The organism is Subtercola endophyticus (genome assembly GCF_021044565.1).
In the GTDB taxonomy this organism is placed as follows: domain Bacteria; phylum Actinomycetota; class Actinomycetes; order Actinomycetales; family Microbacteriaceae; genus Subtercola; species Subtercola endophyticus.
Genome location: NZ_CP087997.1, coordinates 718791 through 744224 on the forward strand (window position 1 = coordinate 718791; position 25434 = coordinate 744224).

Annotated in this window: 19 protein-coding genes; 15 read left to right on the forward strand and 4 right to left on the reverse strand. The window is 65.7% G+C overall.

Features of this window, described 5'->3' with window-relative positions:
• Positions 1-44 precede the first annotated feature (44 nt).
• Positions 45-2918, forward strand: coding sequence for an aminomethyl-transferring glycine dehydrogenase (gcvP, locus tag LQ955_RS03620; protein WP_231026867.1), 2874 nt, complete (start codon positions 45-47; stop codon positions 2916-2918).
• 56 nt (positions 2919-2974) lie between these two features.
• Positions 2975-3823 (forward strand): pentapeptide repeat-containing protein, encoded by an 849-nt coding sequence (locus tag LQ955_RS03625; protein WP_231026868.1) that lies wholly within the window; start codon positions 2975-2977, stop codon positions 3821-3823.
• A gap of 17 nt (positions 3824-3840) precedes the next feature.
• Here the strand turns inward: LQ955_RS03625 and LQ955_RS03630 are convergent, their stop codons facing one another.
• Positions 3841-4647, reverse strand: a complete 807-nt coding sequence (locus LQ955_RS03630) for a CPBP family intramembrane glutamic endopeptidase (protein ID WP_231026869.1) — start codon at positions 4645-4647, stop codon at positions 3841-3843.
• 277 nt (positions 4648-4924) lie between these two features.
• On the opposite strand from LQ955_RS03630, the gene LQ955_RS03635 reads away from it, so the two are divergent.
• From LQ955_RS03635 to LQ955_RS03660, 6 genes are all read left to right on the forward strand, one after another.
• Positions 4925-6547 carry a peptide ABC transporter substrate-binding protein gene (locus LQ955_RS03635; RefSeq protein WP_313788381.1) on the forward strand — a complete coding sequence of 541 codons (1623 nt, stop codon included), beginning with the start codon at positions 4925-4927 and terminating at the stop codon, positions 6545-6547.
• A 120-nt stretch (positions 6548-6667) separates the two neighbouring features.
• Entirely contained in the window at positions 6668-7597 is a 930-nt protein-coding gene (locus LQ955_RS03640; RefSeq protein WP_231026870.1) for an ABC transporter permease, read from the forward strand.
• Positions 7587-8567, forward strand: a complete 981-nt coding sequence (locus LQ955_RS03645) for an ABC transporter permease (protein WP_231026871.1) — start codon at positions 7587-7589, stop codon at positions 8565-8567. The genes LQ955_RS03640 and LQ955_RS03645 overlap by 11 nt, the downstream gene beginning before the upstream one ends.
• Positions 8568-8575: 8 nt before the next feature.
• Positions 8576-10318: a dipeptide ABC transporter ATP-binding protein gene (locus tag LQ955_RS03650; RefSeq protein ID WP_231026872.1), complete on the forward strand. Its 1743-nt coding sequence runs from the start codon at positions 8576-8578 to the stop codon at positions 10316-10318.
• A 96-nt stretch (positions 10319-10414) separates the two neighbouring features.
• Positions 10415-12328: a translational GTPase TypA gene (typA, locus tag LQ955_RS03655; RefSeq protein ID WP_231026873.1), complete on the forward strand. Its 1914-nt coding sequence runs from the start codon at positions 10415-10417 to the stop codon at positions 12326-12328.
• 111 nt (positions 12329-12439) lie between these two features.
• A complete protein-coding gene (locus tag LQ955_RS03660; protein ID WP_231026874.1) occupies positions 12440-13003 on the forward strand; it encodes a hypothetical protein in 564 nt (187 codons plus the stop codon).
• A 200-nt stretch (positions 13004-13203) separates the two neighbouring features.
• On the opposite strand, the gene LQ955_RS03665 is transcribed toward LQ955_RS03660, so the two are convergent.
• Positions 13204-15258: a bifunctional 3'-5' exonuclease/DNA polymerase gene (locus LQ955_RS03665; RefSeq protein WP_390623437.1), complete on the reverse strand. Its 2055-nt coding sequence runs from the start codon at positions 15256-15258 to the stop codon at positions 13204-13206.
• Positions 15259-15448: 190 nt separating this feature from the next.
• On the opposite strand from LQ955_RS03665, the gene efeU reads away from it, so the two are divergent.
• Genes efeU through efeB form a run of 3 tightly spaced genes read left to right on the forward strand, consistent with a single transcriptional unit; the run spans position 15449 to position 19704 of the window.
• Positions 15449-17116, forward strand: coding sequence for an iron uptake transporter permease EfeU (gene efeU / locus LQ955_RS03670; protein ID WP_231026875.1), 1668 nt, complete (start codon positions 15449-15451; stop codon positions 17114-17116).
• Between the two features lie 14 nt (positions 17117-17130).
• On the forward strand, positions 17131-18330 hold the full coding sequence (gene efeO / locus LQ955_RS03675; protein ID WP_231026876.1) for an iron uptake system protein EfeO: 1200 nt from the start codon (positions 17131-17133) through the stop codon (positions 18328-18330).
• Between the two features lie 3 nt (positions 18331-18333).
• Complete coding sequence (gene efeB / locus LQ955_RS03680) at positions 18334-19704, forward strand: iron uptake transporter deferrochelatase/peroxidase subunit (RefSeq protein WP_231026877.1); 1371 nt, start codon at positions 18334-18336, stop codon at positions 19702-19704.
• Positions 19705-19823: 119 nt separating this feature from the next.
• On the opposite strand, the gene LQ955_RS03685 is transcribed toward efeB, so the two are convergent.
• Positions 19824-20744 carry an EfeM/EfeO family lipoprotein gene (locus tag LQ955_RS03685; RefSeq protein ID WP_231026878.1) on the reverse strand — a complete coding sequence of 307 codons (921 nt, stop codon included), beginning with the start codon at positions 20742-20744 and terminating at the stop codon, positions 19824-19826.
• 138 nt (positions 20745-20882) lie between these two features.
• Here LQ955_RS03685 and LQ955_RS03690 point away from each other — a divergent pair, with 138 nt between their 5' ends.
• Genes LQ955_RS03690 through LQ955_RS03705 form a run of 4 tightly spaced genes read left to right on the forward strand, consistent with a single transcriptional unit; the run spans position 20883 to position 24265 of the window.
• Positions 20883-21401: a hypothetical protein gene (locus LQ955_RS03690; RefSeq protein WP_231026879.1), complete on the forward strand. Its 519-nt coding sequence runs from the start codon at positions 20883-20885 to the stop codon at positions 21399-21401.
• 37 nt (positions 21402-21438) lie between these two features.
• Positions 21439-21765 carry a ferredoxin gene (gene fdxA / locus LQ955_RS03695; protein ID WP_231026880.1) on the forward strand — a complete coding sequence of 109 codons (327 nt, stop codon included), beginning with the start codon at positions 21439-21441 and terminating at the stop codon, positions 21763-21765.
• 14 nt (positions 21766-21779) lie between these two features.
• Entirely contained in the window at positions 21780-22916 is a 1137-nt protein-coding gene (dapC, locus tag LQ955_RS03700) for a succinyldiaminopimelate transaminase (protein ID WP_231026881.1), read from the forward strand.
• A 53-nt stretch (positions 22917-22969) separates the two neighbouring features.
• On the forward strand, positions 22970-24265 hold the full coding sequence (locus LQ955_RS03705) for a citrate synthase (RefSeq protein WP_231026882.1): 1296 nt from the start codon (positions 22970-22972) through the stop codon (positions 24263-24265).
• 140 nt (positions 24266-24405) lie between these two features.
• Here LQ955_RS03705 and dapD read toward each other — a convergent pair whose 3' ends face one another.
• Positions 24406-25377 carry a 2,3,4,5-tetrahydropyridine-2,6-dicarboxylate N-succinyltransferase gene (gene dapD, locus LQ955_RS03710; RefSeq protein WP_231026883.1) on the reverse strand — a complete coding sequence of 324 codons (972 nt, stop codon included), beginning with the start codon at positions 25375-25377 and terminating at the stop codon, positions 24406-24408.
• Positions 25378-25434: the final 57 nt, after the last annotated feature.

Here is a 25434-nt window from a genome sequence, read left to right on the forward strand (position 1 = left end):
ATTCCGACGGCAGTGCCGAAGTCGATCGGGCCGGTGCCTGATCGATGAGTGTTCCCTTTGCAGAACGCCACATCGGCACCGATCGCGCCGCGCAGGCGGCCATGCTCGAGGTTCTCGGTTACGACTCGGTGACCGCGCTCGTCGAGGCGGCGGTTCCCGCGTCGATTCAGGCACAGAGCCGAGGCGCCGGCTCGGTCATCCCGCAGCCGGCGACAGAGCGTGAGGTGATTGCCGAACTGCGTGAGCTCGCCGCGCGCAACAGCGTGAAGCGCTCGATGATCGGCCTCGGATATTACGACACCATCACGCCCGCCGTCATCAAGCGCAACGTCTTCGAGAACCCGAGCTGGTACACCGCCTACACGCCCTATCAGCCCGAGATCTCGCAGGGCCGCCTCGAGGCGCTCATCAACTTTCAGACCATGGTGGCCGAACTGACCGGCCTCACCACCTCGAACGCCTCCATGCTCGACGAGAGCACTGCCGTCGTCGAGGGCATGCTGCTGGCCCGCCGCGCGAGCAAGTCGACGTCGCCCGTATTCGTGGTCGACGCGGATGCCCTGCCGCAGACGAAGGCCCTGCTGGCCACTCGCGCGCAGGCCGTCGGCATCGAGCTCGTCGAGCTCGACCTGGCCACGCTGGCCCCGGCCGACCTGCCCGCCGCGTTCGGCGTCTTCGTGCAGTACCCGGGCGCATCCGGACACGTCTGGAACCCCGCGGAGGTCATCACCGCCGCACACAGCGCCGGCGCGCTCGCCGTTGTCGCGGCCGACCTGCTGGCCCTCACCCTCATCACGTCGCCCGGAGAACTCGGAGCCGACGTCGCCGTGGGCACGAGCCAGCGCTTCGGCGTGCCGATGGGCTTCGGCGGCCCGCACGCCGGCTACATGGCCGTGCGTAAGGGGCTCGAGCGCCAGTTGCCCGGCCGCCTCGTAGGGGTGAGCGTGGATGCTGTCGGCAACCGCGCCTATCGCCTCAGCCTGCAGGCTCGCGAACAGCACATCCGCCGCGAGAAGGCCACCTCGAACATCTGCACCGCGCAGGTGCTGCTCGCCGTGATGGCCGGCATGTACGCGGTCTACCACGGTCCCGACGGGCTGGTGCGCATCGCCCAACAGGTGAACGGTCGCGCGAAAGATCTGGCCGCCCTGCTGACGGCGGGAGGGCTCGGAGTCATACACCGCGCCTTTTTCGACACCGTAACCGTGCGCTTGCCTGGTCGAGCCCGAGTCTTGGCAGACCGAGCGCATGAACGCGGGTACCTCCTCCACGTGGTCGACGATGACACCCTCAGCATCTCGGTCGACGAGACCACTACGGCAGCAGACGTCAAGCTGGTTGCGGGTGCGCTCGAACTCCGAACCGGCGAGAGGGGCCCCTTTCGACCGGTGCGTAACCTGCCGGCCGACCTACTCCGTACGAGCGAATTTCTCACGCACCCGGTGTTCAACACGCACCGTTCGGAGACGAGCATGATGCGCTACCTCAAGCGCCTCGCCGACTCCGACTACGCGCTCGATCGGGGCATGATTCCGCTCGGCTCGTGCACCATGAAGTTGAACGCAGTCACCGAGATGGAGGCCGTGAGCTGGCCGGAGTTCGCGGGGTTGCACCCGTTCGCACCGCGGGCCGACGTCGAGGGGTACCTCGAGCTGATCGACCAGCTCGAGACCTGGCTCGCCGAGGTGACCGGCTACGACACGGTGTCGCTGCAGCCGAACGCAGGCAGCCAGGGCGAGTTGGCCGGTCTCCTGGCGATTCGCGGCTACCACCACTCGCGCGGCGATGTCTACCGCACGGTATGCCTCATCCCGTCGAGCGCTCACGGCACCAACGCCGCTTCGGCTGTGCTTGCCGGCATGCGTGTCGTGGTCGTGGCGTGCGACGAGCTCGGCAACGTCGACCTTCATGATCTGCGGGCCAAGATCGCCGAACACAGCGCTGCGCTGGCGGCTCTGATGGTGACGTATCCCTCTACTCACGGGGTGTACGAGCACGACATCGTCGATATATGCCGTTTGGTGCATGAAGCGGGCGGGCAGGTCTACGTCGACGGCGCCAACCTCAACGCGGTGCTCGGGTTCGCCCGGTTCGGTGAGTTCGGTGGCGACGTCTCGCACCTGAATCTGCACAAGACGTTCTGCATTCCGCACGGCGGCGGCGGGCCGGGAGTCGGCCCCGTCGCGGCGAAGTCGCACCTGGCACCGTTTCTGCCCGGGCATCCGTTCGCCCAGAAGGCCGAGCACCCCGCCTCGGGCGACGGCACGGTGGTGCACGGTGGGGGAGCGGTCTCGGCGGCTCCCTACGGCAGCTCGAGCATTCTGCCGATCAGCTGGGCCTACGTGCGTCTGATGGGCTCGGACGGGCTGAAGGAGGCCACGGGCGCCGCCGTTCTGGCGGCGAACTACGTCGCAACTCGACTGCGCGAGCATTTTCCCGTGTTGTACTCGGGTGATAACGGACTTGTCGCGCACGAGTGCATTCTCGACCTGAGGCCGCTGCGCGAGGCCACCGGCGTAACGGTCGACGATGTCGCCAAGCGGCTGATCGACTACGGGTTCCACGCGCCCACCATGAGTTTTCCGGTCGCCGGAACCCTCATGGTCGAGCCCACCGAGAGTGAAGACCTGGCCGAGATCGATCGTTTCATCGATGCGATGATCGCGATCAAGATCGAGGCAGAGCTCGTCGCTTCGGGCGAGTGGCCTGTAGACGACAATCCGCTGGTGAATTCGCCGCACACCGCTCAATCGATCGCCCAGGGCGAGTGGAGCCATCCGTACGATCGCGAACGAGCTGTGTTTCCCGTGACGTCGCTCATCGCGCACAAATACTGGCCCCCGGTGCGCCGCATCGATCAGGCGTACGGCGATCGCAACCTGTTCTGCGCCTGCCCGCCGCCGGAGGCCTTCGAGTAGGCGGTTGCACCCGCTCTTCACAGGCGAGAGAAACTCAACCCGATAGAATCGACTCGATGTTCTCTCTGCTGAAGTCTGCCCTCGTCGTCGGTGTGGCCGCCGCGGCCCTTGTCGGTGTCGGCGGCGGTGTCGGGCTGGGGGTCGTGGGCGGATCCGCCGGGGCATCCGCCTCGACGATTGCCGACGTGACGCTTGCCGACGTGACGATTGCCGACGCGACGCTTGCCGACGTGACTCCGGTCTACTCGCACGACGGTTGCGTCATCAACCACAGCATCGACGGGGCTGTGGCGGGCGGCAGCAAGTGTGCCGGAGTAGACCTCAGCGGTCAGCACCTGGCGCAGTCCGACTTCGACGGGGCCGACCTGACCGGCACCGATCTCAGCTCTGCCGACGTTCAGGCCTCCACCTTCAAGGGTGCCACTCTCACCGGCGCCGACTTCACCGGCGCGCGGGTGGTCAGCGCCGACTTCACGGGGGCGGGAATCGTGCCCGACACCCTCGACGTCGCTGCGGTCGACTCGAGCGGGGCGCCCGTCACGTTCGCCCCGGCGCTGCCGACCGGGCTCACGATGACCGGGTGCAGCATTGCGGGCGACCCGGTCGCCTCGGGTGCCGTGTTCCCGCTCGGGCAGACCGGCGTCGTGTGTTCGTTCGCGTCGTCGCGGCCCAACGAGGTTGCGACGGCCGTCGTGACCATCACGGTGTCGAGCCCGCAGACGGCTGCGCCGCCGGTTCCCGTCTTCTCGGATGCCCCGACGACTCCTGCGGCGGCAGCTACCGCCGCGACGCAGGGCCTCAGCCCGCAGACCATGCAGGCGCTCGTCGCCGGCGCCGGGGTGGTGGTGCTGCTCGGAATCGTGGCGCTGATCATCCGTGGCGCTCGCGGCAGAAAACGGGTCTAGCTCGCCAGAACGCGCTCTCAGCTCGGCAGGTTGAACAGCTGCGGAAAGGTCGACACGGCCCACGCGTAGCCGACGAACGACGCGATGTCGAGAATCCAGTGCGTGATGACGAGCGGAACCGTTCGGCCCCAGCGCGTGTAGAACCAGCCGAAGACAACCCCCATCACGAAGTTGCCGAAGAACGGGCCGAAGCCCTGGTAGAGGTGATAACTGCCGCGCAGGGCGGCGCTGGAGGCGATGATGACCCACTTGTTCCAGCCGAGTCGGCCCAGGCGCTCGAAGAGGTAGCCCACCACGATGAGTTCTTCGGTGATCGCGGCTCGCAGCGCCGAGAGAATGAGGATCGGCACGGTGTACCACGCTGAATCCAGTGGTGCCGGCACCACGTTCACGGTGAAGCCGAGCGCTCGCCCCAGAAAGTAGAACGCCAGGCCCGGAATGCCGATCAGCAGCAGCAGAAAGAGCCCGCGGCGAAGGTCGCGGAACGGCTGAGTCGCGTCGAAACCGAGGCGCTTGAACGGATTCACCCCGGAGAGTGTCAGCAGATAGAACACCAGCAGCACCGGCGCGATGGCGAACGCGATTCCGAGAAATTGGTAGGTCAGGTCGAGCCACGCCCGGTCACTCACCGTTCCGTTGATCGTCGCGGTCTGCGAGCCCAGCGAGGTGGGCCGAGTGAGCAGATCGATGAGCTGCACGATGGAATAGACGGCCGATGACCCGAGCGAAAGCGCCAGAACGACGACGATCTCGAAGCCGATTCGGCGCCTCGTGAAAAGGGGCCCGGAGGGGGCCTCGGGCGGGGTCTGAGGCGTCGTGGTCATACCGCCGCTTTCTTGCGTAATGGGCTATGAATTCACAAAGATTGTGCAAAGAGCACAACAATCCGGTGAAATTAGTTTCTAGTATGTAACTTTTTCCACGGGCATTTGGTTCTGAGCCACGCCCCTTTTAGGGTACTCGGTAGTCATCGAGCGCGCCGTTCACCTCGGCGTGCTCGATTTGCGAGGCATTCACACGCACCGCGAGCGACACATTCCATTCGAACGCACCGGCCACAAGTCGTGTGTTCGATTTTCCCAGTTTGCACAGGAGGAAACCTTGAGAATCAATCGTCGAATCGGAGTGGGCGTCGTCGCTCTGGCAGCAGCCAGCGCGCTCGTGCTCACCGGGTGCTCGTCAGGCGGCAGCAGCAGCACGCCTACCGCGAGCGCGAACCTCTCGGCCATCATCACGGCCAACGGTTCCGAGCCGCAGAACCCGCTCATCCCCACGAACACCCAGGAGACGGGTGGTGGCCGAATCGTCGACTCCATCTTCGCCGGCCTCGTGTACTACGACGCAACGGGCAAGCCGATCAATGACGCTGCCGACTCGATCACCACGACCGACTCGCAGACCTTCACCATCAAGCTCAAGCCGAACCAGACCTTCAGCGACGGCTCGCCCGTCACGTCGAACTCGTTCGTCAAGGCCTGGCAGTACGGCGCCCTGCTGAGCAACGCCCAGCTGAACCAGTCGTTCTTCGCTCCCATCGAGGGCTACAGCGCCGACGCCGACAGCCCGCTCACCGGTCTGACCGTCGTCGACGACACCACGTTCACCGTGAAGCTCAGCGCTCCCCAGGCCGACTTCCCCCTCGAGCTCGGTTACGACGCGTTCTACCCGCTGCCTGACAGCGCGTACGCCGACATGACCAAGTTCGGTACCGACCCGATCGGTAACGGCCCCTACAAGCTGGCGTCGCCCACCGCATGGCAGCACAACGTTCAGATCGACCTCGTTCCGAACACGAGTTACACCGGTGGCCGCAAGGTGCAGAACGGTGGCCTGACCATCAAGTTCTACGCCGACCTCGGTGCTGCGTACGCCGACCTGCAGGGTAACAACCTCGACGTGCTCGACTCGATTCCGAGCGCCGACCTGGCCACCTTCGAGTCCGACCTCGGCAGCCGCGCGGTGAACGAACCCACCGCCGTGTTCCAGTCGTTCACGATCCCGGGCCGCGACGCACACTTCAGCGGTCAAGAGGGCCAGCTGCGTCGTCAGGCGCTGTCTGAGTCGATCGACCGCGACACCATCACGAAGGTCATCTTCAACGGCACCCGCACCCCGGCCAGCGACTTCACGTCGCCGGTCATCAACGGCTGGACCGACAGCCTCTCGGGCGCGAGCGTTCTGAAGTACAACCCCGACGACGCGAAGAAGTTGTGGGCCGAGGCCGACGCGATCTCGCCGTGGAGCGGTACCTTCCAGATCGGCTACAACGCCGATGGCGACCACCAGGCCTGGGTCGATGCCGTATCGAACAGCATCAAGAACACCCTCGGAATCGACGCATCCGGCGCACCCGTGCCGACCTTCGCCGCCTTCCGCACCTCGGTGACCGACAAGTCGATCTCGACTGCCTTCCGTACCGGATGGCAGGCCGACTACCCGGGTCTCTCCGACTTCCTCGTGCCGCTGTACGCAACGGGTGCAAGCTCGAACGACGGAGACTACACGAACCCTGCCGTCGACGCCTTGTTCACCAAGGCTGCTGCAGAGACCACCACCGACGCAGCCAACCAGGACTACCAGGACGCTCAGAACATTCTTCTGAAAGACCTGCCGGCCATTCCGCTGTGGTACTCCAACATCACGGGTGGCTTCGGCACCTCGGTGTCGAACGTCTCGTTCGGTTGGAACTCGGAGCCGCTGTACTACGCGATCACCAAGAGCTAGTATCGTACGCTGACCCAGGGGGGCGGCAGCATCGCGCTGCCGCCCCCTTTGGTTTGACTACCAAATAAGGTCTACTTACCCGTATGCGCATTTTCTCCAGGTTGCGAGGCTGATCCCGTCATGGGCGGTTATATTCTCAGGCGCCTGCTCCAGGCAATCCCTGTCTTCTTCGGTACAACGTTCCTCATCTACTTCATGGTCTTCGCAATGCCGGGAGACCCGATCATCGCCATGTTCGGCGACAAGACCCCCAACCCGGCCCTGGTGGCCCAGCTCCGCGCTCAGTACCACCTCGACCAGCCGTTCATCGTGCAGTACTTCATCTACATCGGCGGCATCTTCCGCGGTGACTTCGGCATCTCGTACTCCGGTGTTCCGGTCGGCGACATCTTGCTGCGCACTTTTCCTGTCACCTTGAAGCTGGCCGTCATCGCGCTCTTCTTCGAGACCGTCTTCGGCATTCTGGTCGGCCTCATCTCGGGGCTGCGCAAGGGCAAGCTCTTCGATGCCAGCTCGCTGGTCATCAGCCTGATTCTCATCTCGCTGCCGATCTTCGTGATCGCGTTCGTCGGGCAATACGTCTTCGGCGTACAGCTCGGCTGGGCCCGAACCACGGTCGGCCCCGGTGCGCCTATCGGCGACCTGATTCTGCCCGCGCTGGTGCTGGCGAGCATCAGCTTCGCCCAGATCGTACGACTGACACGGTCATCCGTCATCGAGACCTCGAGCCTCGACTTCGTACGCACTGCGTACAGCAAGGGCCTCAGCCGAAACCGCATCGTGCCCGTGCACATTCTGCGCAACTCGCTGATTCCCGTCGTCACCTACCTCGCCACCGACTTCGGTGTGCTGCTGGTCGGCGCAACCGTCACCGAGGGCATCTTCAACGTGCCCGGTGTCGGTAACACGCTCTACCAGGCCATCATTCGAAGCGAAGGCCCGACGGTCGTGTCGTTCGTCACCGTGATGGTGTTGCTCTACCTCGTCGTCAACCTCATCGTCGACCTGCTCTACGGTCTGCTCGACCCAAGGATCCGCTATGTCAAATGACCTCACAGAACGTACCGTCGACGAGGCGACACCGCCGTCGGCCAATCACTTCGTCGCTCCGCTCGAAGAGACTCCGCTGCTGGCGATCGACGTCGTCAAAGTCGCCGACAAACCCAGCAACCTGTGGATCGACGCGTGGCGCGACGCCCGCCGCCGCCCCATCTTCTGGATCTCGGGCTTCTTCATCGTCCTGGTCTGCGTGGTGGCCCTGTTCCCCGGGCTCTTCACCAATGTGGCCCCGAACAACGACTGCCAGCTGATCAACAGCAACGGCGGCCCGACGGCCGGTCACATCCTGGGCTTCACCAAGCAGGGCTGTGACGTCTATTCGCGCATCATCAACGGCACCTCGACCTCCCTCGCCGTCGGCATCATCGTGATCGTGCTGACTACTGTGCTCGGCATCATCTTCGGTGCCTTCGCGGGCTTCTACGGCGGCGCGGTCGACGGGTTCCTCTCGCGCATCGGCGACATCTTCTTCTCGATTCCTTACATCTTGGCCGCGGTGGTCATCATGTCGGTTCTCGTGAACTATCGCAGCGTCTGGACGATTTCGTTGGCCATCGGTATCTTCGCGTGGCCGGCCACAGCCCGTGTGTTGAGGGCCGAGATCTTGAGAGTGAAGAACTCCGACTTCGTCATGGCGTCTGAAGCCCTCGGCGTCTCGAGCCTGCGCATTCTGATGCGCCACGTGCTGCCCAACTCCATCGCGCCGGTCATCGCCATCACGACGATCTCGCTCGCGGGCGCGATCGTCGCAGAGGCCACCCTGTCGTTCCTCGGCGTCGGCCTCGGCAGCAGCATCATGTCGTGGGGTAACGACATCAATCAGGCTCAGAAAGACCTGCGTACCAACCCGCAGACTTTGATCTACCCGTCGCTCGCACTCTCGCTCACCGTGTTCGCGTTCATTCTGATGGGCGAAGTCATTCGAGATGCGCTCGACCCGAAAGCGAGGGCTCTCCGATGAGTTCGACCATGCCAGCCCCGTCGTCCGCCGGGCAGGCGGATGATCGTGTTCCCCTGCTGCAGATCAACAACCTCCAGGTGGGTTTTCAAACGCAGACCGGCGTCGTTCCAGCTGTGCGCGGGGCGAGCCTCAGCTTGCACGCCGGCGAGACGCTCGCCATCGTGGGGGAGTCGGGTTCGGGAAAATCGACCACGGCTCACGCCATCATCAACCTGCTCCCGGGTTCGGGAAAGGTCACCGGCGGCGAGATTCTCTTCGAAGGCCGCGATCTGACCAAGATCTCTGAGAAAGAGATGCAGCAGATCCGCGGCAAGTTGATCGGCTTCGTTCCCCAAGACCCGATGGCCAACCTCAACCCGGTGTGGAGCGTGGGTTTTCAGGTTCAGGAGGCGATCAAGGCCAACGGCATCGCGAAGGGCAAAGCCGATGTCAAGAAACACGCCATTCAGGTGCTCAAAGAGGCCGGTCTGGCCGATGCCGACAAGCGGCTCAAGCAGTTTCCGCACCAGTTCTCGGGCGGTATGCGCCAGCGTGTGCTGATCGGAATCGGCCTGTCGTCGCGGCCCAAGCTGCTCATCGCTGACGAGCCCACCTCGGCGCTCGATGTGACGGTGCAGCGCACGATTCTCGACAACCTCGAGAAGCTGACTCGTGAGATCGGCACCGCGCTGCTGTTCATCACGCACGACCTCGGCCTTGCCGCCGAGCGTGCCGAGCACCTGGTGGTCATGTACAAGGGGCAGGTCGTCGAATCCGGCCCCTCGCGCGAGATTCTGGCCAACCCGCTGCACCCGTACACGCAGCGCCTGGTCGCTGCGGCGCCGAGCCTCGCTTCGCGGCGCATCCAGTCGTCGGTGCACAAGCTGGCCGAGCTCGACTACTCGGCGACCGACGTGACCGAAGGCCTCGACCTGATCGAGACCGCCGAGGTTCGTGCCGAAGCGGCCGCCAACGCGTCGAAGCGAGAAGACGCGATCGTCGTCAAAGACCTCACCAAGGTCTACAAGATCCGCGGAAATAAAGAGGCGTTCACCGCCGTCGACAACGTCTCGTTCAGCATTCAGCGCGGCACCACGATGGCGCTCGTCGGCGAGTCGGGCTCCGGCAAGTCGACGGTGGCCAAGATGCTGCTGCGACTCGAAGACGCGACCGAGGGCCAGATTCTCATCAACGGAACCGACACGGCGCCGCTGAAAGGCCGCGCTCTGCTCGACCTGCGCCGCAAGATGCAGCCCGTCTTTCAAGACCCCTACGGTTCGCTCGACCCGCTGCGCAACATCGGCAACACCATCTCTGAGCCGCTCAACACGCACAAGGTGGGCGACAAGAAGTCTCGCCGCGAGCGGGTCTACGAGTTGCTGGAGCAGGTCTCTCTTCCGAACGCGCTGGCCAGTCGTTACCCCGGCGAGCTGTCGGGTGGGCAGCGGCAGCGCGTGGCGATCGCTCGTGCGCTCGCTCTGAAGCCGGAGATCGTGATTCTCGACGAGGCCGTTTCGGCTCTCGATGTGCTCGTGCAGGCGCAGATTCTGCAGCTTCTGTCTGATCTGCAGACCGAACTCGACCTGACCTACCTGTTCATCACGCACGACCTGGCGGTGGTTCGAGTCATCGCCGACCACGTGACGGTGATGCAGCGCGGCAAGATCGTCGAGCGGGCTACGACCGACGAGGTCTTCGACAACCCTCAAATGGACTACACTAAAGAGTTGCTGAATGCGATTCCCGGGGCCGGTATAGCGCTTCGGGTCTGACGATCACAGCACTCCGCGGGCGTTGCCGCCCGACCGTTTATTCGTCGGGCTCGTTATGAAGAGGTGAGTCCGCATTACTTTTGAGGACGATCATCCATGGCGTCAGCCACCCGCGATGACCTACGTAACGTAGCCATTGTCGCCCACGTCGACCACGGCAAGACCACGCTCGTCGACGCAATGCTCAAGCAGACCAACTCGTTCGACGCCCATTTCGAGGGCGAAGACCGCATGATGGACTCGAATGACCTTGAACGCGAAAAGGGCATCACGATTCTCGCCAAGAACACCTCGGTGCTCTACAGCGGTAAGCATGCCAATGGCAAGTCCATTGTCATCAACGTCATCGACACCCCGGGCCACGCCGACTTCGGTGGTGAGGTCGAGCGCGGCCTCAGCATGGTCGACGGTGTCGTTCTGCTCGTCGACGCCTCTGAGGGCCCGCTGCCGCAGACGCGCTTCGTGCTGCGTAAGGCGCTTGAGGCGAACCTGCCGGTCATCCTGTTGGTGAACAAGACCGACCGACCCGACGCGCGCATCGACGAGGTCGTCGCGGAGTCGCAAGACCTGCTGCTGGGGCTCGCCAGCGACATGTCTGACGACCACCCCGACCTCGACCTCGACGCGGTGCTCGATGTGCCGATCGTGTACGCGTCCGGCCGTGCCGGCGCTGCCTCGAACAACAAGCCCGAGAACGGCACGCTGCCCGACAACGACGACCTCGAGCCGCTCTTCGAAGCGATTCTGAAGCACGTGCCGGCGCCGACGTACGACGACGAGCACCCTCTGCAGGCGCACGTCACCAACCTCGACGCGTCGCCGTTCCTCGGCCGACTGGCTTTGCTGCGAATCTTCAACGGACACCTCAAGAAGGGCCAGCAGGTCGCATGGGTGCGCCACGACGGTTCGGTTCAGAACGTCAAGCTCACCGAACTGCTCATCACCAAAGCCCTCACGCGTTTTCCGACCGAAACCGCCGGCCCCGGTGACATCGTGGCCATCGCCGGCATCGGCGAGATCACCATCGGTGACACCATCAGCGACCCCGACGATGTTCGGCCGCTGCCGATTATCACGGTCGACGATCCCGCCATCTCGATGACCATCGGCACGAACACGTCGCCGCTCATCGGCCGCACCAAGGGCTCGAAGGTCACCGCCCGCATGGTGAAAGACCGTCTCGACCGCGAGCTCGTCGGTAACGTCTCGCTCAAGGTCGTCGACATCGGCCGCCCCGACGCGTGGGAGGTTCAGGGCCGCGGAGAGCTCGCGCTGGCCATCCTGGTGGAGCAGATGCGCCGCGAAGGCTTCGAGCTCACCGTGGGCAAGCCCCAGGTGGTCACCAAGCAGGTCAACGGCAAGACGCACGAGCCCTACGAGCACCTCACGGTGGACGCCCCGGAGGAGTTCCTCGGCGCCATCACGCAGCTGCTCGCTGCCCGCAAGGGTCGCATGGAGACCATGCAGAACCACGGCACCGGCTGGATCCGCATGGAGTTCATCGTTCCGTCGCGTGGCCTCATCGGGTTCCGCACCGAGTTCCTCACCACCACGCGCGGTACCGGCATCGCGAACGCCATCTCGCACGGCTACGACGCGTGGGCCGGCCCCATCGTCACTCGTAACAACGGGTCGATCGTCGCCGACCGCGCTGGTGTGGTCACTCCGTTCGCCATCGTCAACCTGCAGGAGCGCATGTCGTTCTTCGTCGAGCCGACGCAGGAGGTGTACGAGGGCATGGTCATCGGCGAGAACTCGCGCGCCGACGACATGGACGTGAACATCACCAAAGAGAAGCAGCTGACGAACATGCGCCAGTCGACCTCGGACACGTTCGAGCGCATGACGCCGTCACGCAAGCTGACGCTCGAGGAGTCCCTCGAATTCGCTCGCGAAGACGAGTGCGTCGAGGTCACGCCCGAGTGGGTGCGCATTCGCAAGGTCGAGCTCTCGGCTCAGGCCCGTCAGCGCAGCGCCTCGCGCGTCAAGTCGCAGAACGCGAACGCCTAACGCTGCTCGACCACTTAAGCGCCCCGGGCTTCGCGGACCGGGGCGTTTTTCTGCGTCGTACGCCGAAATCTGCGGCTTCGCGTCGTGGCTCTGCGGGTGTACAGTAATTGAGTGAAACTCACTAGACCTGCATTCAATCGCCTATCAAGAATTGCCTTTCTGACCGGAACTGCGGCGATCGCGTTGTCGCTGACCGGTTGTGCGGGGTTCAACCCGGTTTTCAATCCGGATTTTCACCCCGCCGCGGGTCTGCCCAGCTCCGCGAACTCTGCGGGGCTGCCGGCAGATCTTGGAGGCATCATCCTTCCGGGGCAACTTCCGGGTGACTTCCCTACTGCAGATGTCCCGATCGAGTCCGGCCAGATGTTGGGTGGAATTGTCCAGACGAACGGAACGCCGGAGAAAGACTGGCTTTTCGACGTGTCGGTCAATGGCACAGTTGACGACGCGATCGCGACGGCCAAGTCCGACTTCGCGCATGCTGGCTACGATTTCGAAGATGTGGGTAGTCAAGTGAAAACGTGGGAACATCGCGACACCTTCTATTACGACCCGAACGCCCATGCGATTGGCCTGAAGTTTACGAAGGACGGATTCATGGTGTTCGTGACCGTGAGCGCAGATCTCCAAGGGGGTACTTTGGTGGGATACGTGGTCGAAAGATCTCCCGCCTAGGCAGTGTCTAGCTCGGCGCCGGTGATGAGCTGGTTCGGGCACTTCTCTCACGGCTCGGCCGGGCCAGGAGCACGACGTCACAGAGACCAGGCGTTCGGATTCGATAGGGTGAGTGTCGGGGAATTCACCGAGGTGTTGCCCCTACGGAGGCAGGTCAACGGGTGGCTGGCACAGGGCCGGCGCGCGGCGTTGGGTGCGCGCTAAGCGGCGTCGGCGTAGGAGTCGACGATCGAGAGGTCGAGCGGCACGTCGAGCGGAAACGTGCCGAAGAGCAGGCGGGTTGCCGCTGCGGCGGAGGCTCGCAGAGCATCCGCCACCGCCTCGGCGTGCACGGCGGGGGTGTGCACGATGACCTCGTCGTGCAAGAAGAACACGAGGTGCGGCCGGGCGTCGAACGGCGCCGCGGCCCAACCGCGAGCGGCGACGTGGTTCGTGCCGGGAGCGGGAGCGGCGACGTAGTTCGCGCCGGGAGCGGGAGCGGCGACGTGGTTCGCGCCTGGAGCGGGAGCGGCGACGCCGTTCGCGCCGGGTGTAGCGGATGCCGCGCCCAGCTCGACGGGCGCGAACGCCGCCAGGGCGCGGCGCAGGTCGGCCATCCAGCACAGCGCCCAGTCGGCAGCGCTCGCCTGCACCACGAAGTTGCGCGTGAAGCGGCCCCAGTCCCGCGCTTCTCGGCGTGCCCGGGCAAGCTCTGCCTCGTTCGCCGCGCCCTCGGATGCCCGGGCCTGCGTCTCCGACCACGACTCACTCGGCCGGGGTGAGCTGCGCCCGAGCCTCGAGGTGACGACCTCGCCGCGCTCACCGGCCCGCGCCGCGTTCTCGACGAACGCCAGCGCGGTCGGAAAGGCTCGCGCCAGCCGCGGCAGCAGCCGCCCGCTTTCTCCCGTCGTTGCGCCGTACATGGCTCCGAGCATGGCGACCTTGGCCTCGGCGCGGGTCGAAACGGCACCGCTGGCCACGATTCCGGCGTACAGATCGCGGTCGCGACCGGCGGCTGCCATCACGTGGTCGCCCGATATTCCGGCGAGGATGCGCGGCTCGAGCTGTGCGGCATCGGCCACGACGAGCTTCCAGCCGTCGTCGGCGGTCACCGCCCGGCGCACCTGCTTCGGCAGCTGTAGTGCGCCCCCGCCGCGCGTCGCCCAGCGCCCGGAGACAACGCCGCCCGGCACGTACTCGGGAGTGAATCGGCCGTTGCTGACCCACTGCTGCATCCACGACCATCCGTTTGCGCTGAGCAGGCGCGAGAGCTTCTTGTATTCGAGCAGCGGCGCTATCGCCGTATGCCCGAGCTGCTTCAGCTCCCACGAGCGAGTCGTCGTGACAGTGAGCCCGGCAGAACGCAGCGCGCGCAGCACCTCGGCGGGGGAGTCGGGATTGAGGCCGGAGACACCCGTCTCGGCCCGGATCTGCGCGGCGAGTTCTTCGAGTCGTGCCGGCCGCAACCCCGGGGCGACCTGGGGCCCGAGCAGCTCGGTCAGCAGTCGATCGTGCACGTCTTCGCGCCAGGGCAGCCCGGCGTGCGACATCTCGGCGGCGATCAGCGCACCTGCCGACTCGGCGGCCAGCAGCAGGCGCAGCCGGTTGGGGTCGGCCGCGCTCGCCACGGCGTCGAGTTGCAGCGCGAGTTCGGCCACGGCATCCACGGCCCCCGGGCGGCGGCTGCTCTCGGAACCGTTGCCGTCGGAGGCGTCTGCCTCCGTATAGCCGTCGTGTGAGCCGCCATCCTCCGTGCCGCCGCCCTCCGTGCCGCCACCCTCCGTGCCGCCGCCCTCCGTGCCGCCGCCCCGCGTGCCGCCGCCCCGCGTGCCGCCGCCCCGCGTGCTGCCACCCCGCGTGCTGCCACCGTTCGCAAATTCGCCGCCCTCGAGTTCGAAGAGGGTGCTCTCTTCGCGCTGAGCCCCCTGTTGCGTCGACGCGACGACCGCCGTCTGCCACGGCGAGGTGGATGCCCGTGCCAGCGCCGACTCGGCGGTGAGGCTCGACGACCGCAGTATCGCCCAGCAGAGCCGCAGGTCGTGACACCGATCGACACGCACACCATGGGTGAGCAGCAGAGGATAGACACTCGCCGTGTCGGCCCACACCCAGCGCGGCTGTTGCGATTCGGCCGCGAGCACCCGAGCGGCCAGCTCGTCGCGCGTGACCTGGATGACATCGCCCTGCGGTCGGCCCCGATTGTCGCACGGCGTCAACGTGAACGATGTCGTCGATCGCACTGCACCGTTCGAGACGGCTGCGATGACGATGTACACCCCTCTATTGTCGCCGCAACGACTGACGCTGCAGTGGCTGCGGGCCGTGACGATGTACGAAGGTGACAGAAAAAGTTAAGACAGGCGAACCTTAGTAAGTGTAGGCTTACCTGGGTAGAGCCGAAGATGGCCTGCCACCCGATCCCAATGCCTGAGTTTGAGGCATTCCCCGTCCCGCTGGAGTCCATTCGTGCTTGCCACCTTCGTCATCGGCCTTCGCGAAGGTCTCGAAGCGGCACTCATCGTCGGCATCATCGCAGCCTTCTTGAAGCGCAACGGGCACTCGCTCAAATCGATGTGGATCGGGGTGTTCGCGGCGATCGGTCTGAGCATCGCCGTCGGTGTCATCCTCGAGATCATCTCGGTGAACCTGCCCCAGGCCCAGCAAGAGGGTATGGAGTCGATCATCGGCATGGTCGCCGTGGTCATGGTCACCTTCATGATCGTGTGGATGAGCAAGCACGCCCGCAACATGCGTAAAGAGCTCGAATCGACGGCGACCGATGCCCTGAAGCAGGGGTCGGTCTTCGCCCTGGCCGGCATGGCGTTTCTGGCGGTGTTGCGCGAGGGCTTCGAGACGTCGGTCTTCTTGCTGGCCGCCTTCCAGTCGTCGGTGAGTCCGCTGACCGCAGGTCTGGGCGCCGTTCTCGGGCTGCTGCTGGCCGTCTGCATCGGTTACGGCATCTACCGCGGCGGCGTGAAACTCAACCTCGGCAAGTTCTTCACCGTGACGGGCGTGTTCCTCGTGTTCGTCGCGGCAGGCCTGGTGATGAGTTCGCTGCGCACGGCGCACGAGGCCGGGTGGATCACCATCGGGCAAGACGCGACCCTCGACCTCTCGTGGCTGGCCCCGGCGGGATCGGTGCAGGCCGCCCTCGTCACCGGAGTGCTGGGCATCCCCGCCGATCCGCGCGTGATCGAGGTGCTGGGCTGGGCGATGTACCTCGTGCCTGTGCTTCTCTTCGTGCTCTGGCCGCACTCGATGCGCCCCGGCAAACGGGCCTACCGCGTGCAATTCGGCATCGCTGCGGCGTGTGCCGCCGTCGCGATCACCCTCATCGCCGCCGTGCCTGCCTCGGCCCAACCGAATGTGGGTGACGGCACGATCGCGATCATCGCGGCCGACGGCAGCCAGCTCGGCACCGCGCGGCTGACGGGCTCGGCCGGTGATCTGGCGCTGCAGACAACGGTGCTGGAGCAGACCTCGACCGTCGCGCTCGAGGCGTCGGCCGCGACCACCTCGAATCATCTGGGTGAGGATGCCCGAACCTGGTCGATCACCACCGACGTACCCGTCACGAGCCTTCCGACCACCCTCACCCTCGCGCAGCTCGCCACGCTGAACGGCGGCCGTACCCCGGTCGGTGTGAGCCCGGTGACGAATCCGGGGCCCTTCGGCGCCGAATGGCAGGCGACGCAGACCACACAGGTCTGGGTCGTGGGAGATACGCTGCTCGACGCGACGAACGCTGCCGTCACCACGCTCACCCTGTCGGGCGGCGGACTGTCGTCGACCCGCACGGTCACGGTCTCGGGTGGAGACACGGCTCCGCAATCGCTCTCGTGGGCGGTCGCCACGCAGCAGGCCGAGCAGAACGCCGCCGCCATCTCTGAAGCGCAGTCCAGCGCGGCCGAAGCGGCGCTCTTCAAGCTCTACCTGCCGATCGTGCTGCTGATCGCCGCCCTCGTGCTCTGCGCCTTCGGCGCCCGAGGGCTCAGTGAGGCCCGGCGCGCCGATCGTGACGCGTCCACGCGGCTAGGCGACGACGCCGGCACGTCAGCCGCCCCCGACTCGGCTGCGCCCGACTCGTCCCAGACACCTTCCGACCTGACCCCTGCACACAGCACACACCACTAGGAGTAGCACTTCACATGAATTCACTGATCACGAGCCGTCGCGCGCGCCTCGGTCTGCTCACCGGTCTCGTCGCCGGCAGCCTTCTTCTCGCCGGCTGCAGCAGCTCGACGACGGCCGGCTCGACCGCGGCCGCCACCGACGGCAGCGCACCGGTGTCGAACGGTGCCGCGCAGGTGAAGGTCACCCTGACCGGCTCTGACTGCACGACCGACTTCACGAGTGCTCCGGCCGGTCCGGTCACGTTCACGGTCACCAACACCGACGCGGCCGGCCTCAGCGAGGTCGAGTTGCTCAGCGACAAGCGCATCATCGGTGAGCGTGAGAACATCGTCGCCGGCCTGCAGCCCGCGAACTTCACCGTCACCCTGACCGGCGGCACTTACACGCTCAACTGCCCGGGTGCCTCCACCGAGAACACGAGCTTCACCGTGATCGGGGCGGCCGCCACCACCGCGAGCGACACGCAGAGCCTGCTCGCCGCCGGAACCACAGGCTACGGCGCCTACGTCGAAGACCAGGCCCAGGCGCTGGTCACGGCCACCCAGACCCTCGACACGGCCATCCAGGCCGGCGACGTGACTGCCGCCCAGAACGCGTACGCTGCGGCTCGCCCGTTCTACGAGCGCATCGAGCCCGTCGCGGAGAGCTTCGCCGATCTCGACCCCGAGATCGACGCGCGCGTCGCCGACGTCGACCCGGGCACGCAGTGGACCGGATTCCACCCCATCGAGCAGGCGCTGTTCACCAACCAGGCGATCACTGAAGACACCAAGGCGCTCAGCACCAAGCTCGTCGCCGACGTCACGCAGCTGCAGACCCTCACCACCGGCCTCACCTACAAGCCCGAAGAGCTCGCGAACGGTGCCTCGGGGCTGCTCGACGAAGTTCAGTCGTCGAAGATCACCGGTGAAGAAGAGGCGTACAGCCACATCGATCTGCTCGACTTCGCCGCCAACGTCGAGGGTTCTGAGCAGGCCTTCGAGTACCTCAAGCCGGGTCTGAACTCGATCGACCCGGCCCTGACACAGCAGATCTCCGATCAGTTCACCGCGGTGGATGCTCTGCTGGCCACCTACAAAGACGCCAACTCCATCGGGGGCTACGTGCTCTACACCGACGCGCTGAAGGCCTCTGACGCGACCAAGCTGACCCAGGCCATCCAGGCCCTGCAGGCACCGCTCTCGCAGATCTCCGAAAAGGTGGCGACCGCATAACCCATGCGTAAACGCCGTAACGACGAGGCCGGCGCACCCGCAGAGGGTGCGCCGGCCGAGCCGGTTGACCAGCAGCCGGCTTCGCCCTCCGATGCCCAGGCTCCGGATGCAGCACCGACCGCTGAGGCGGCCGGCATCTCCAGGCGTGCCTTCTTCGGCGGCGCGGTGGCCAGCGCGGCCGCGGGCGCTGCGATCGGTGTCGTCGCGACCGGCGTGACCGATCAGGCGGCCGAAGCGAGCGAGTCCACCGCGAACCCCTCGCCGAACGACACGAGTCTCGACTTCTACGGGGTGCACCAGGCGGGCATCCAGACCCCGCCGCAAGACCATCTCGTGCTCATGGTGTTCGATGTCACGACCACCTCGGCGTCGGAGCTGCAAGTGATGTTGGCCAAGTGGTCGGCCGCGATGGCGCAGTACACGAAGGGTCTGCCGGTCGGTGCTGTGGAGCCCGACCGCGATCAGGCCGTTCCGGGCGATACGGGTGAGGCCTACGGCATGGGGCCGAACGAGCTCACGCTGACGCTGGGCTTCGCGCCCTCGATGTTCGATGAGCGGTTCGGCTGGGCGAAGTACAAGCCGGCCGCGCTGAACCCGCTGCCGGCGTTCGCCAGCGACGCGCTGACGCCGGAGTTCACGGGCGGCGACATCTGCATTCAGGCGTGTGCTGCCGATCCTCAGGTGGCCTACCACGCGATTCGCAACCTCGCGCGCATGGCCCGCACTACCGCGACGACACGGTGGACCGTGCAGGGCTTCGGCCGGGCATCCGCGGGTCAGGGTCAGACCACGCCGCGCAACCTGATGGGCTTCAAAGACGGCACGCGCAACATCAAGGAGCAGACTGATCTCGACGAGTTCGTGTGGGTCGGCAGCGGCAGTGACCAGAGCTGGATGACCGGCGGCAGTTACCTCGTGGCCCGCAAGATCCACATGCTCATCGAGACGTGGGATGCCGACTACATCGGCGACCAGAACACGGTGTTCGGCCGCAGCAAGTCGTCGGGGGCGCCGTTGACCGGCTCGGGCGAGTTCGACACGCCCGACTTCACGGTGAAGGGTGCCGACGGTCAGCAGGTCATCTCGCCGACCGCTCACGTGGCCCTCGCGGCGCACGAGAACAACGGCGGGGTGAAGATTCTGCGTCGCGGTTACAACTTCACCGACGGCATCGACTCGGTGGGAAGACTGGATGCCGGACTCATGTTTCTGTCGTACCAGAAAGACCCGGCGCAGTTCGTGACGATCCAGTCGCGTCTGGGCTCTTCCGATCGCCTCAACGAGTACATCCGCCACGTCGGCTCCGGCGTCTTCGCGGTGCCCCCTGGCCTCACCGGTGCCGGTGACTATTACGGCAAAGCGCTGTTTATATAGGTTCGCCGCCGCCCCTGCGGCGAACAGTGCGACTGGATAATCGTGGATACGTATGGGCCGCTACCATCACGGAACGCGACGAGCGCGGTCGCCGCGTTCCGCCGACCTCGTCTGGCGCGTCAGCCTGCGGGGGAGGGTGACGGGGTGGCCGTAGCCGGGGCCATGGTGGTGGTCACGCGGGCGAGGGAGTCGCCCAAGGCCTTGACCTGGGATCGCAGGGAGGCGAGGTCGCCGCGGCTGACCTGGTCGTAGGGGGTGAACGCGACGCCCGAGCGCTGTGCGTTCAGGCTGTCTTGCAGGCTGCCGAACTCGTGGTCGAGGGTCGTGGCGAGGGCGGCGTCTTGGGTGACGAGAACGACGCGGATGCCCTCGAACACCAAGTGCGCCCCGTCGACGTAGCCCTGCAGGTCGGAGATGTCGCTGCCGGAGCCGGGGTCTTGGGTGCCGTTCGCGGCAGCGACCGCGAGCGTCTGCATGAGAGCTGCAGCGCCCTCGGTCTGCTCGTCGACGGTCGGGCGCAGCCCGATGATCTTCTCGTAGAGCGAATGCGTATCGCTTGTCAATTGTGTCGCGAGTGCCGCGCGCTGCTCGGGGCTCAGCGGTGTCGCGTTCGTCGCGGGGTACAGATCTTGCTCGATGGCGTGCCATCCGGTGAAGGGTACGCCGGCAGGCAGATCGGCTTGCTGCCCGTCGATGCTGGTGGCGAGGTCGGAGAACGAGCTCTGCACGACGAGCATGCGGTTGTAGAACATGCGCGTCGGCGCATAGAGCGCGCGAGCCAGGTCGTCGTTTCCCGAGGAATAGGCGGCCGCGAACTCAGCGGTGCCGCCGTCGAGTTGCTGCACCTGCTGTCGCAAGTACGTGACGACATCGCTCGTCGACTCGTTCAGTTCCAGCGCGACCGATACGCCGCCGCCCGCCGCCTGACCTGCCGATTGCGGAGCCTGCGCCGATTTCGTGGCACAGCCGGCCAGCAATCCGCCGACCACCAGAGCGGCGAAAAGGGCCGCTGCCGCGCGGGTGGTGGTTCTGAATGTCACGAATGGTCTCCGTGTGGGTCGCTTGAGCTGCCGAATTGCCGAATTGCCGAATGGCTGGGGGCGGCGCCATTGCCCCTTTCACGGTACAGCGTTCAGGTAGCCTCGCTAAATTGATGGCAAGAACGAAAGGCAATTGTGATGTCTCTTGCAGAATCCGCACCGTCGGGTGGCGCCGGCGAGGTGCGCAGCAGCGAATTCGCCGCTGCCGAGCCGGCCGTCGGCGAATCGTGGCTGGTGCGGGTAGGTAGCTGGGTTGTGGCGCTTCTGCTGGGCGTGGTGTTCGGCATGATCGGCACCGTGGTCAACCAGGCGACGATCAGCGTCTTCGGCTGGTTCACGCTGCCCATCGGGCTCGTGATGGCCATTCTGGCCAGCATCCTGCTGCTCGTGGGTCTTCGGCTGATCCTGCCGACCCGCACCCTTGCGCTGCTCGCCGCCATCGGACTCGTCGGCATCGTTGCGGCGCTCACCCTGCAGAGCCCGGGCGGGTCGGTGCTGATCCCCGCCAACGTGTACGGGTACATCTGGACCTTCGCGCCCACGATCATCTCGCTCATCGTGCTGGCCTGGCCGAACCGCCTCGCCCGCCGCACGCCCGCCGCGGGCATCCGTGCCACATCGTCGGCGGCGGCGGAGCCTGTCGTACCGAGCGAATAGACTTGACTTCGTTCTGCTTCGAAGGGATTTCACCACAGTGACCTATGTCATCGCTTTGCCGTGTGTCGATGTCAAAGACCGGGCGTGCATCGACGAATGCCCCGTCGACTGCATCTACGAGGGTGAACGGTCGCTGTACATCCACCCCGACGAGTGCGTCGACTGCGGTGCCTGCGAGCCGGTGTGCCCGGTCGAGGCCATCTACTACGAAGACGACCTGCCCGAAGAGTGGGCCGACTACTACAAGGCCAACGTCGAGTTCTTCAACGACCTGGGTTCACCCGGCGGGGCGGCGAAGGTCGGCGTGATCGCCAAAGACCACCCCGTCATCTCGGCGCTGCCGCCGCAGGGCGAGCACGTCTAGAACCCGCACACCCCATGAGCCTCGCAGCGCTTCCCGATTACCCGTGGGAGCAGATGAATCCCTTTGTGGCGCGTGCTGCCGATCATCCGGGCGGCATTGTCGACCTTTCGATCGGCTCGCCGGTCGACCCGACTCCCGCCCTGATTCGTGAGGCGCTGGCGGCGGCGACGGATGCCCACTCCTACCCGCAGACAGCCGGAACCCCCGCACTGCGCGCCGCCATCGTCGACTGGTTCGCCCGGCGGCGGTCTGTGCCCGGTCTCAGCGAGGCGCAGGTGCTGCCCACCATCGGCTCGAAAGAGCTGGTCGCCTGGCTGCCGTTCATGCTGGGGCTCGGCGAGGGTGACCTCGTCGTGCATCCGAAGGCCGCGTACCCCACCTACGCCATCGGTGCCACGATCGCGGGTGCTCGTTCGGTGGCAGCGGATGATCCTTCCGAGTGGCCCGAGGGCACGAAGCTCGTCTGGCTCAACTCGCCGGGCAACCCCGACGGCAGTGTGCTCGATGTGCAGCAGCTGTCGGCCGCTGTGGCACGGGCCCGTGAACTCGGGGCGATCATCGTCGACGACGAGTGTTACGCCGAGCTCGGCTGGGACGGGCGCTGGGCCGATGAACCGGTGCCGAGCATCCTCGACCCGCGTGTCACCGGCGGTGACACGACCAACGTGCTCGCGGCCTACTCGCTCAGCAAGCAGTCGAACCTCGCCGGGTATAGGGCGGCGTTCATCGCGGGAGACGCGGTCTTGATCGCGCAGCTGCTGAACGTGCGCAAGCAGGCGGGCATGATGCCGCCGGCGCCGGTGCAGACGGCCATGACCGTCGCCCTGAGTGACGACGCTCACGTACAGGCTCAGAAGCAGCTCTATCGCGCGCGGCGTGCTGCCTTGAAGCCCGCGCTCGAGCAGTGCGGATTCCGCATCGATCGCAGCGAGGCCGGGCTCTATCTCTGGGCCACCGACGGGCGCGATTGCTGGCAGAACATCGCCGAACTGGCCGATCTCGGCATCGTCGCCGGGCCCGGGGTGTTCTACGGCGACCACTATCCTGATCATGTTCGTTTTTCGCTGACCGCGACCGATGAACGCATCGAAGCAGCCGTGATCCGACTGCATGAAGTATCTCGGCATCGAGATACCCGTCGAGTCGTTTAGGCTGTGACCGTAACAACGTTCACAGGTTGATAGTTAATGCACAAGGAGGCGCCGTGGGCGACACTGATGGCCAGCAGCAAAAAGCGACGCTGACATTCCCCGGCGGTACCGCCGAATTCCCCATACTCGATAGCGTTGCTGGCGCCTCGTCGATCGACCTTTCGACGCTGACGAAGCAGACCGGTCTGACAACCCTCGATTACGGATTCGTCAACACGTCGGCGACGCGGTCGAGCATCACGTACATCGACGGCGACAAGGGCATTCTGCGCTACCGCGGATACCCCATCGACCAGATCGCCGAGAACTCGACCTACCTCGAGACCGCCTGGCTGCTGATCTACGGCGAGTTGCCGACGCCAGAGCAGCTCGACAAGTTCGACAACGAGATTCGGCATCACACGCTGTTGCACGAAGACCTCAAGCGCTTCTTCGACGCCCTGCCGCACAACGCGCATCCGATGTCGGTGCTCTCGGCCGGAATCTCGGCGCTGTCGACGTACTACCAAGATTCGCTCGACCCGCGTAACCCGGAACACGTCGAGATTTCGACCATCCGGTTGCTGGCGAAGTTGCCGGTGATGGCCGCGTATGCGCACAAGAAGAGCCTCGGCCAGGCGTTCTTGTACCCCGACAACTCGCTCAGCTTCATCGACAATTTCTTGCGGCTGAACTTCGGCACCATGGCCGAACCGTACGTGGCCAACCCGGTGCTGTCGAAGGCGCTCGAACGCCTGCTCATCTTGCACGAAGACCACGAGCAGAACGCTTCGACGTCGACCGTGCGGCTCGTCGGCTCGACCGAGGCCAACATGTTCGCGTCGATCTCGGCGGGTATCAACGCGCTCTACGGCCCGCTGCACGGCGGGGCGAACGAAGCTGTGCTCACCATGCTGGCGCAGATTCGCGACTCCGGCGAAGGGGTCGAGAAGTTCGTCGAGCGGGTCAAGAACAAAGAGGCCGGCGTGCGGCTGATGGGCTTCGGCCACCGGGTCTACAAGAACTACGACCCCAGGGCTGCTCTTGTCAAAGAGTCGGCCGACGAGGTGCTCGCGGCGCTCGGTGTGAAAGACGATCTGCTCGACATCGCCAAAGAGCTCGAGGCCATCGCGTTGGCTGACGACTACTTCATCTCACGCCGCCTGTACCCGAACGTGGACTTCTACACGGGCGTCATCTACAAGGCGATGGGTTTTCCGACCCGCATGTTCACCGTGCTCTTCGCCATCGGGCGTCTGCCGGGCTGGATCGCCCAGTGGCGCGAAATGCAGCTCGACCCGGCCACCAAGATCGGGCGCCCGCAGCAGCTCTACGTGGGCCCGCCGCTGCGCGACTTTCCCACGCGCTGAGCCACCGCCCCCGCTCACCCGACTGACCACCTGACTCCGCGTCTTCGGTTTTGCGCAGAAGCACCCGAACGAGCGTTTTCGGGTGCTTCTGCGCAAAACGGCGGGCCGGAGGCACGGGGCAGGGGGCAGGGGTCAGAGCCTCAGGCGTGCAGGGTGGCGTTGAGGGTGACGCCGGAGCCGGTACGAGAGAGCACTTCGACCGCGCCCGAGACGGAGTTGCGGCGAAAGAGCAGGTTCGGCACGCCCGAGAGCGCGACGGCTTTGGTGGTGGGGGTGGTTCCGTCGGCCTTCGGCGGGGCTCCCACGAGCACCACTTTGGTGCCTGCGGTCACGTAGAGGCCGGCCTCGACCACGGTGTCGTCGCCGATCGAGATTCCGACGCCCGAGTTGGCGCCGAGCAGCGCCCGCTCGCCGATAGCGACGCGCTGGGTGCCGCCGCCTGAGAGTGTTCCCATGATGGATGCTCCACCACCCACATCCGACCCGTCGCCCACCACGACACCCTGCGAGATGCGGCCCTCGACCATCGAGGTTCCGAGGGTGCCCGCGTTGAAGTTCACGAAGCCCTCGTGCATCACGGTGGTGCCTGGGGCGAGGTGGGCGCCGAGGCGCACGCGCGAGGCATCCGCGATTCGTACCCGCTCGGGGCTCACGTAGTCGAGCAGGCGCGGAAACTTGTCGATGCCGTGCGCCGAGATTCCGTGCCGCTGCAGGGTGGGGCGCAGCCGGTCGAAGTCGGCGGGTGAGACCGGGCCGGCGTTGGTGAAGACCACGATCGGCAGGTGCGCGAAGATGCCGTCGAGGTTGATGGTGTTCGGCGCCACGAGCAAGTGCGAGAGCAGGTGCAGCCGCAGGTACGCGTCGGAGGTCGTCTGCGGGGGCGTGGTGAGGTCGATCTCGACCGTGACCACTTCGGTGTGCACGTTGCGCCGAGCATCCGGCCCCTGCCCCTCTTCGAGCTCGGCGGGCACGACCCACGGCTCGGTGGCGTCGCTCAACCGGCCGAGCCGCGGGGTGGGGTACCAGGTGTCGAGCACGGTGCCGTCGCCGGCGATCGTGGCGAGGCCGTAGCCCCAGGCGAAGGTGGTGGCGGCAGGTGCGGGCGCGTTCATGCTTCCAGGCTAGCGCCGTCGGCATGGATGCTCGGCGACATGTCACGCGCCGCACAG

Bases quoted from the DNA above. Each gene is read 5' to 3' on its own strand.
- gcvP (WP_231026867.1), top strand. From the start codon at position 45: ATGAGTGTTCCCTTTGCAGAACGCCACATCGGCACCGATCGCGCCGCG.
- LQ955_RS03625 (WP_231026868.1), top strand. From the start codon at position 2,975: ATGTTCTCTCTGCTGAAGTCTGCCCTCGTCGTCGGTGTGGCCGCCGCG.
- LQ955_RS03630 (WP_231026869.1), bottom strand. From the start codon at position 4,647: ATGACCACGACGCCTCAGACCCCGCCCGAGGCCCCCTCCGGGCCCCTT.
- LQ955_RS03640 (WP_231026870.1), top strand. From the start codon at position 6,668: ATGGGCGGTTATATTCTCAGGCGCCTGCTCCAGGCAATCCCTGTCTTC.
- LQ955_RS03645 (WP_231026871.1), top strand. From the start codon at position 7,587: ATGTCAAATGACCTCACAGAACGTACCGTCGACGAGGCGACACCGCCG.
- LQ955_RS03650 (WP_231026872.1), top strand. From the start codon at position 8,576: ATGCCAGCCCCGTCGTCCGCCGGGCAGGCGGATGATCGTGTTCCCCTG.
- typA (WP_231026873.1), top strand. From the start codon at position 10,415: ATGGCGTCAGCCACCCGCGATGACCTACGTAACGTAGCCATTGTCGCC.
- efeO (WP_231026876.1), top strand. From the start codon at position 17,131: ATGAATTCACTGATCACGAGCCGTCGCGCGCGCCTCGGTCTGCTCACC.
- efeB (WP_231026877.1), top strand. From the start codon at position 18,334: ATGCGTAAACGCCGTAACGACGAGGCCGGCGCACCCGCAGAGGGTGCG.
- LQ955_RS03690 (WP_231026879.1), top strand. From the start codon at position 20,883: ATGTCTCTTGCAGAATCCGCACCGTCGGGTGGCGCCGGCGAGGTGCGC.
- dapC (WP_231026881.1), top strand. From the start codon at position 21,780: ATGAGCCTCGCAGCGCTTCCCGATTACCCGTGGGAGCAGATGAATCCC.
- dapD (WP_231026883.1), bottom strand. From the start codon at position 25,377: ATGAACGCGCCCGCACCTGCCGCCACCACCTTCGCCTGGGGCTACGGC.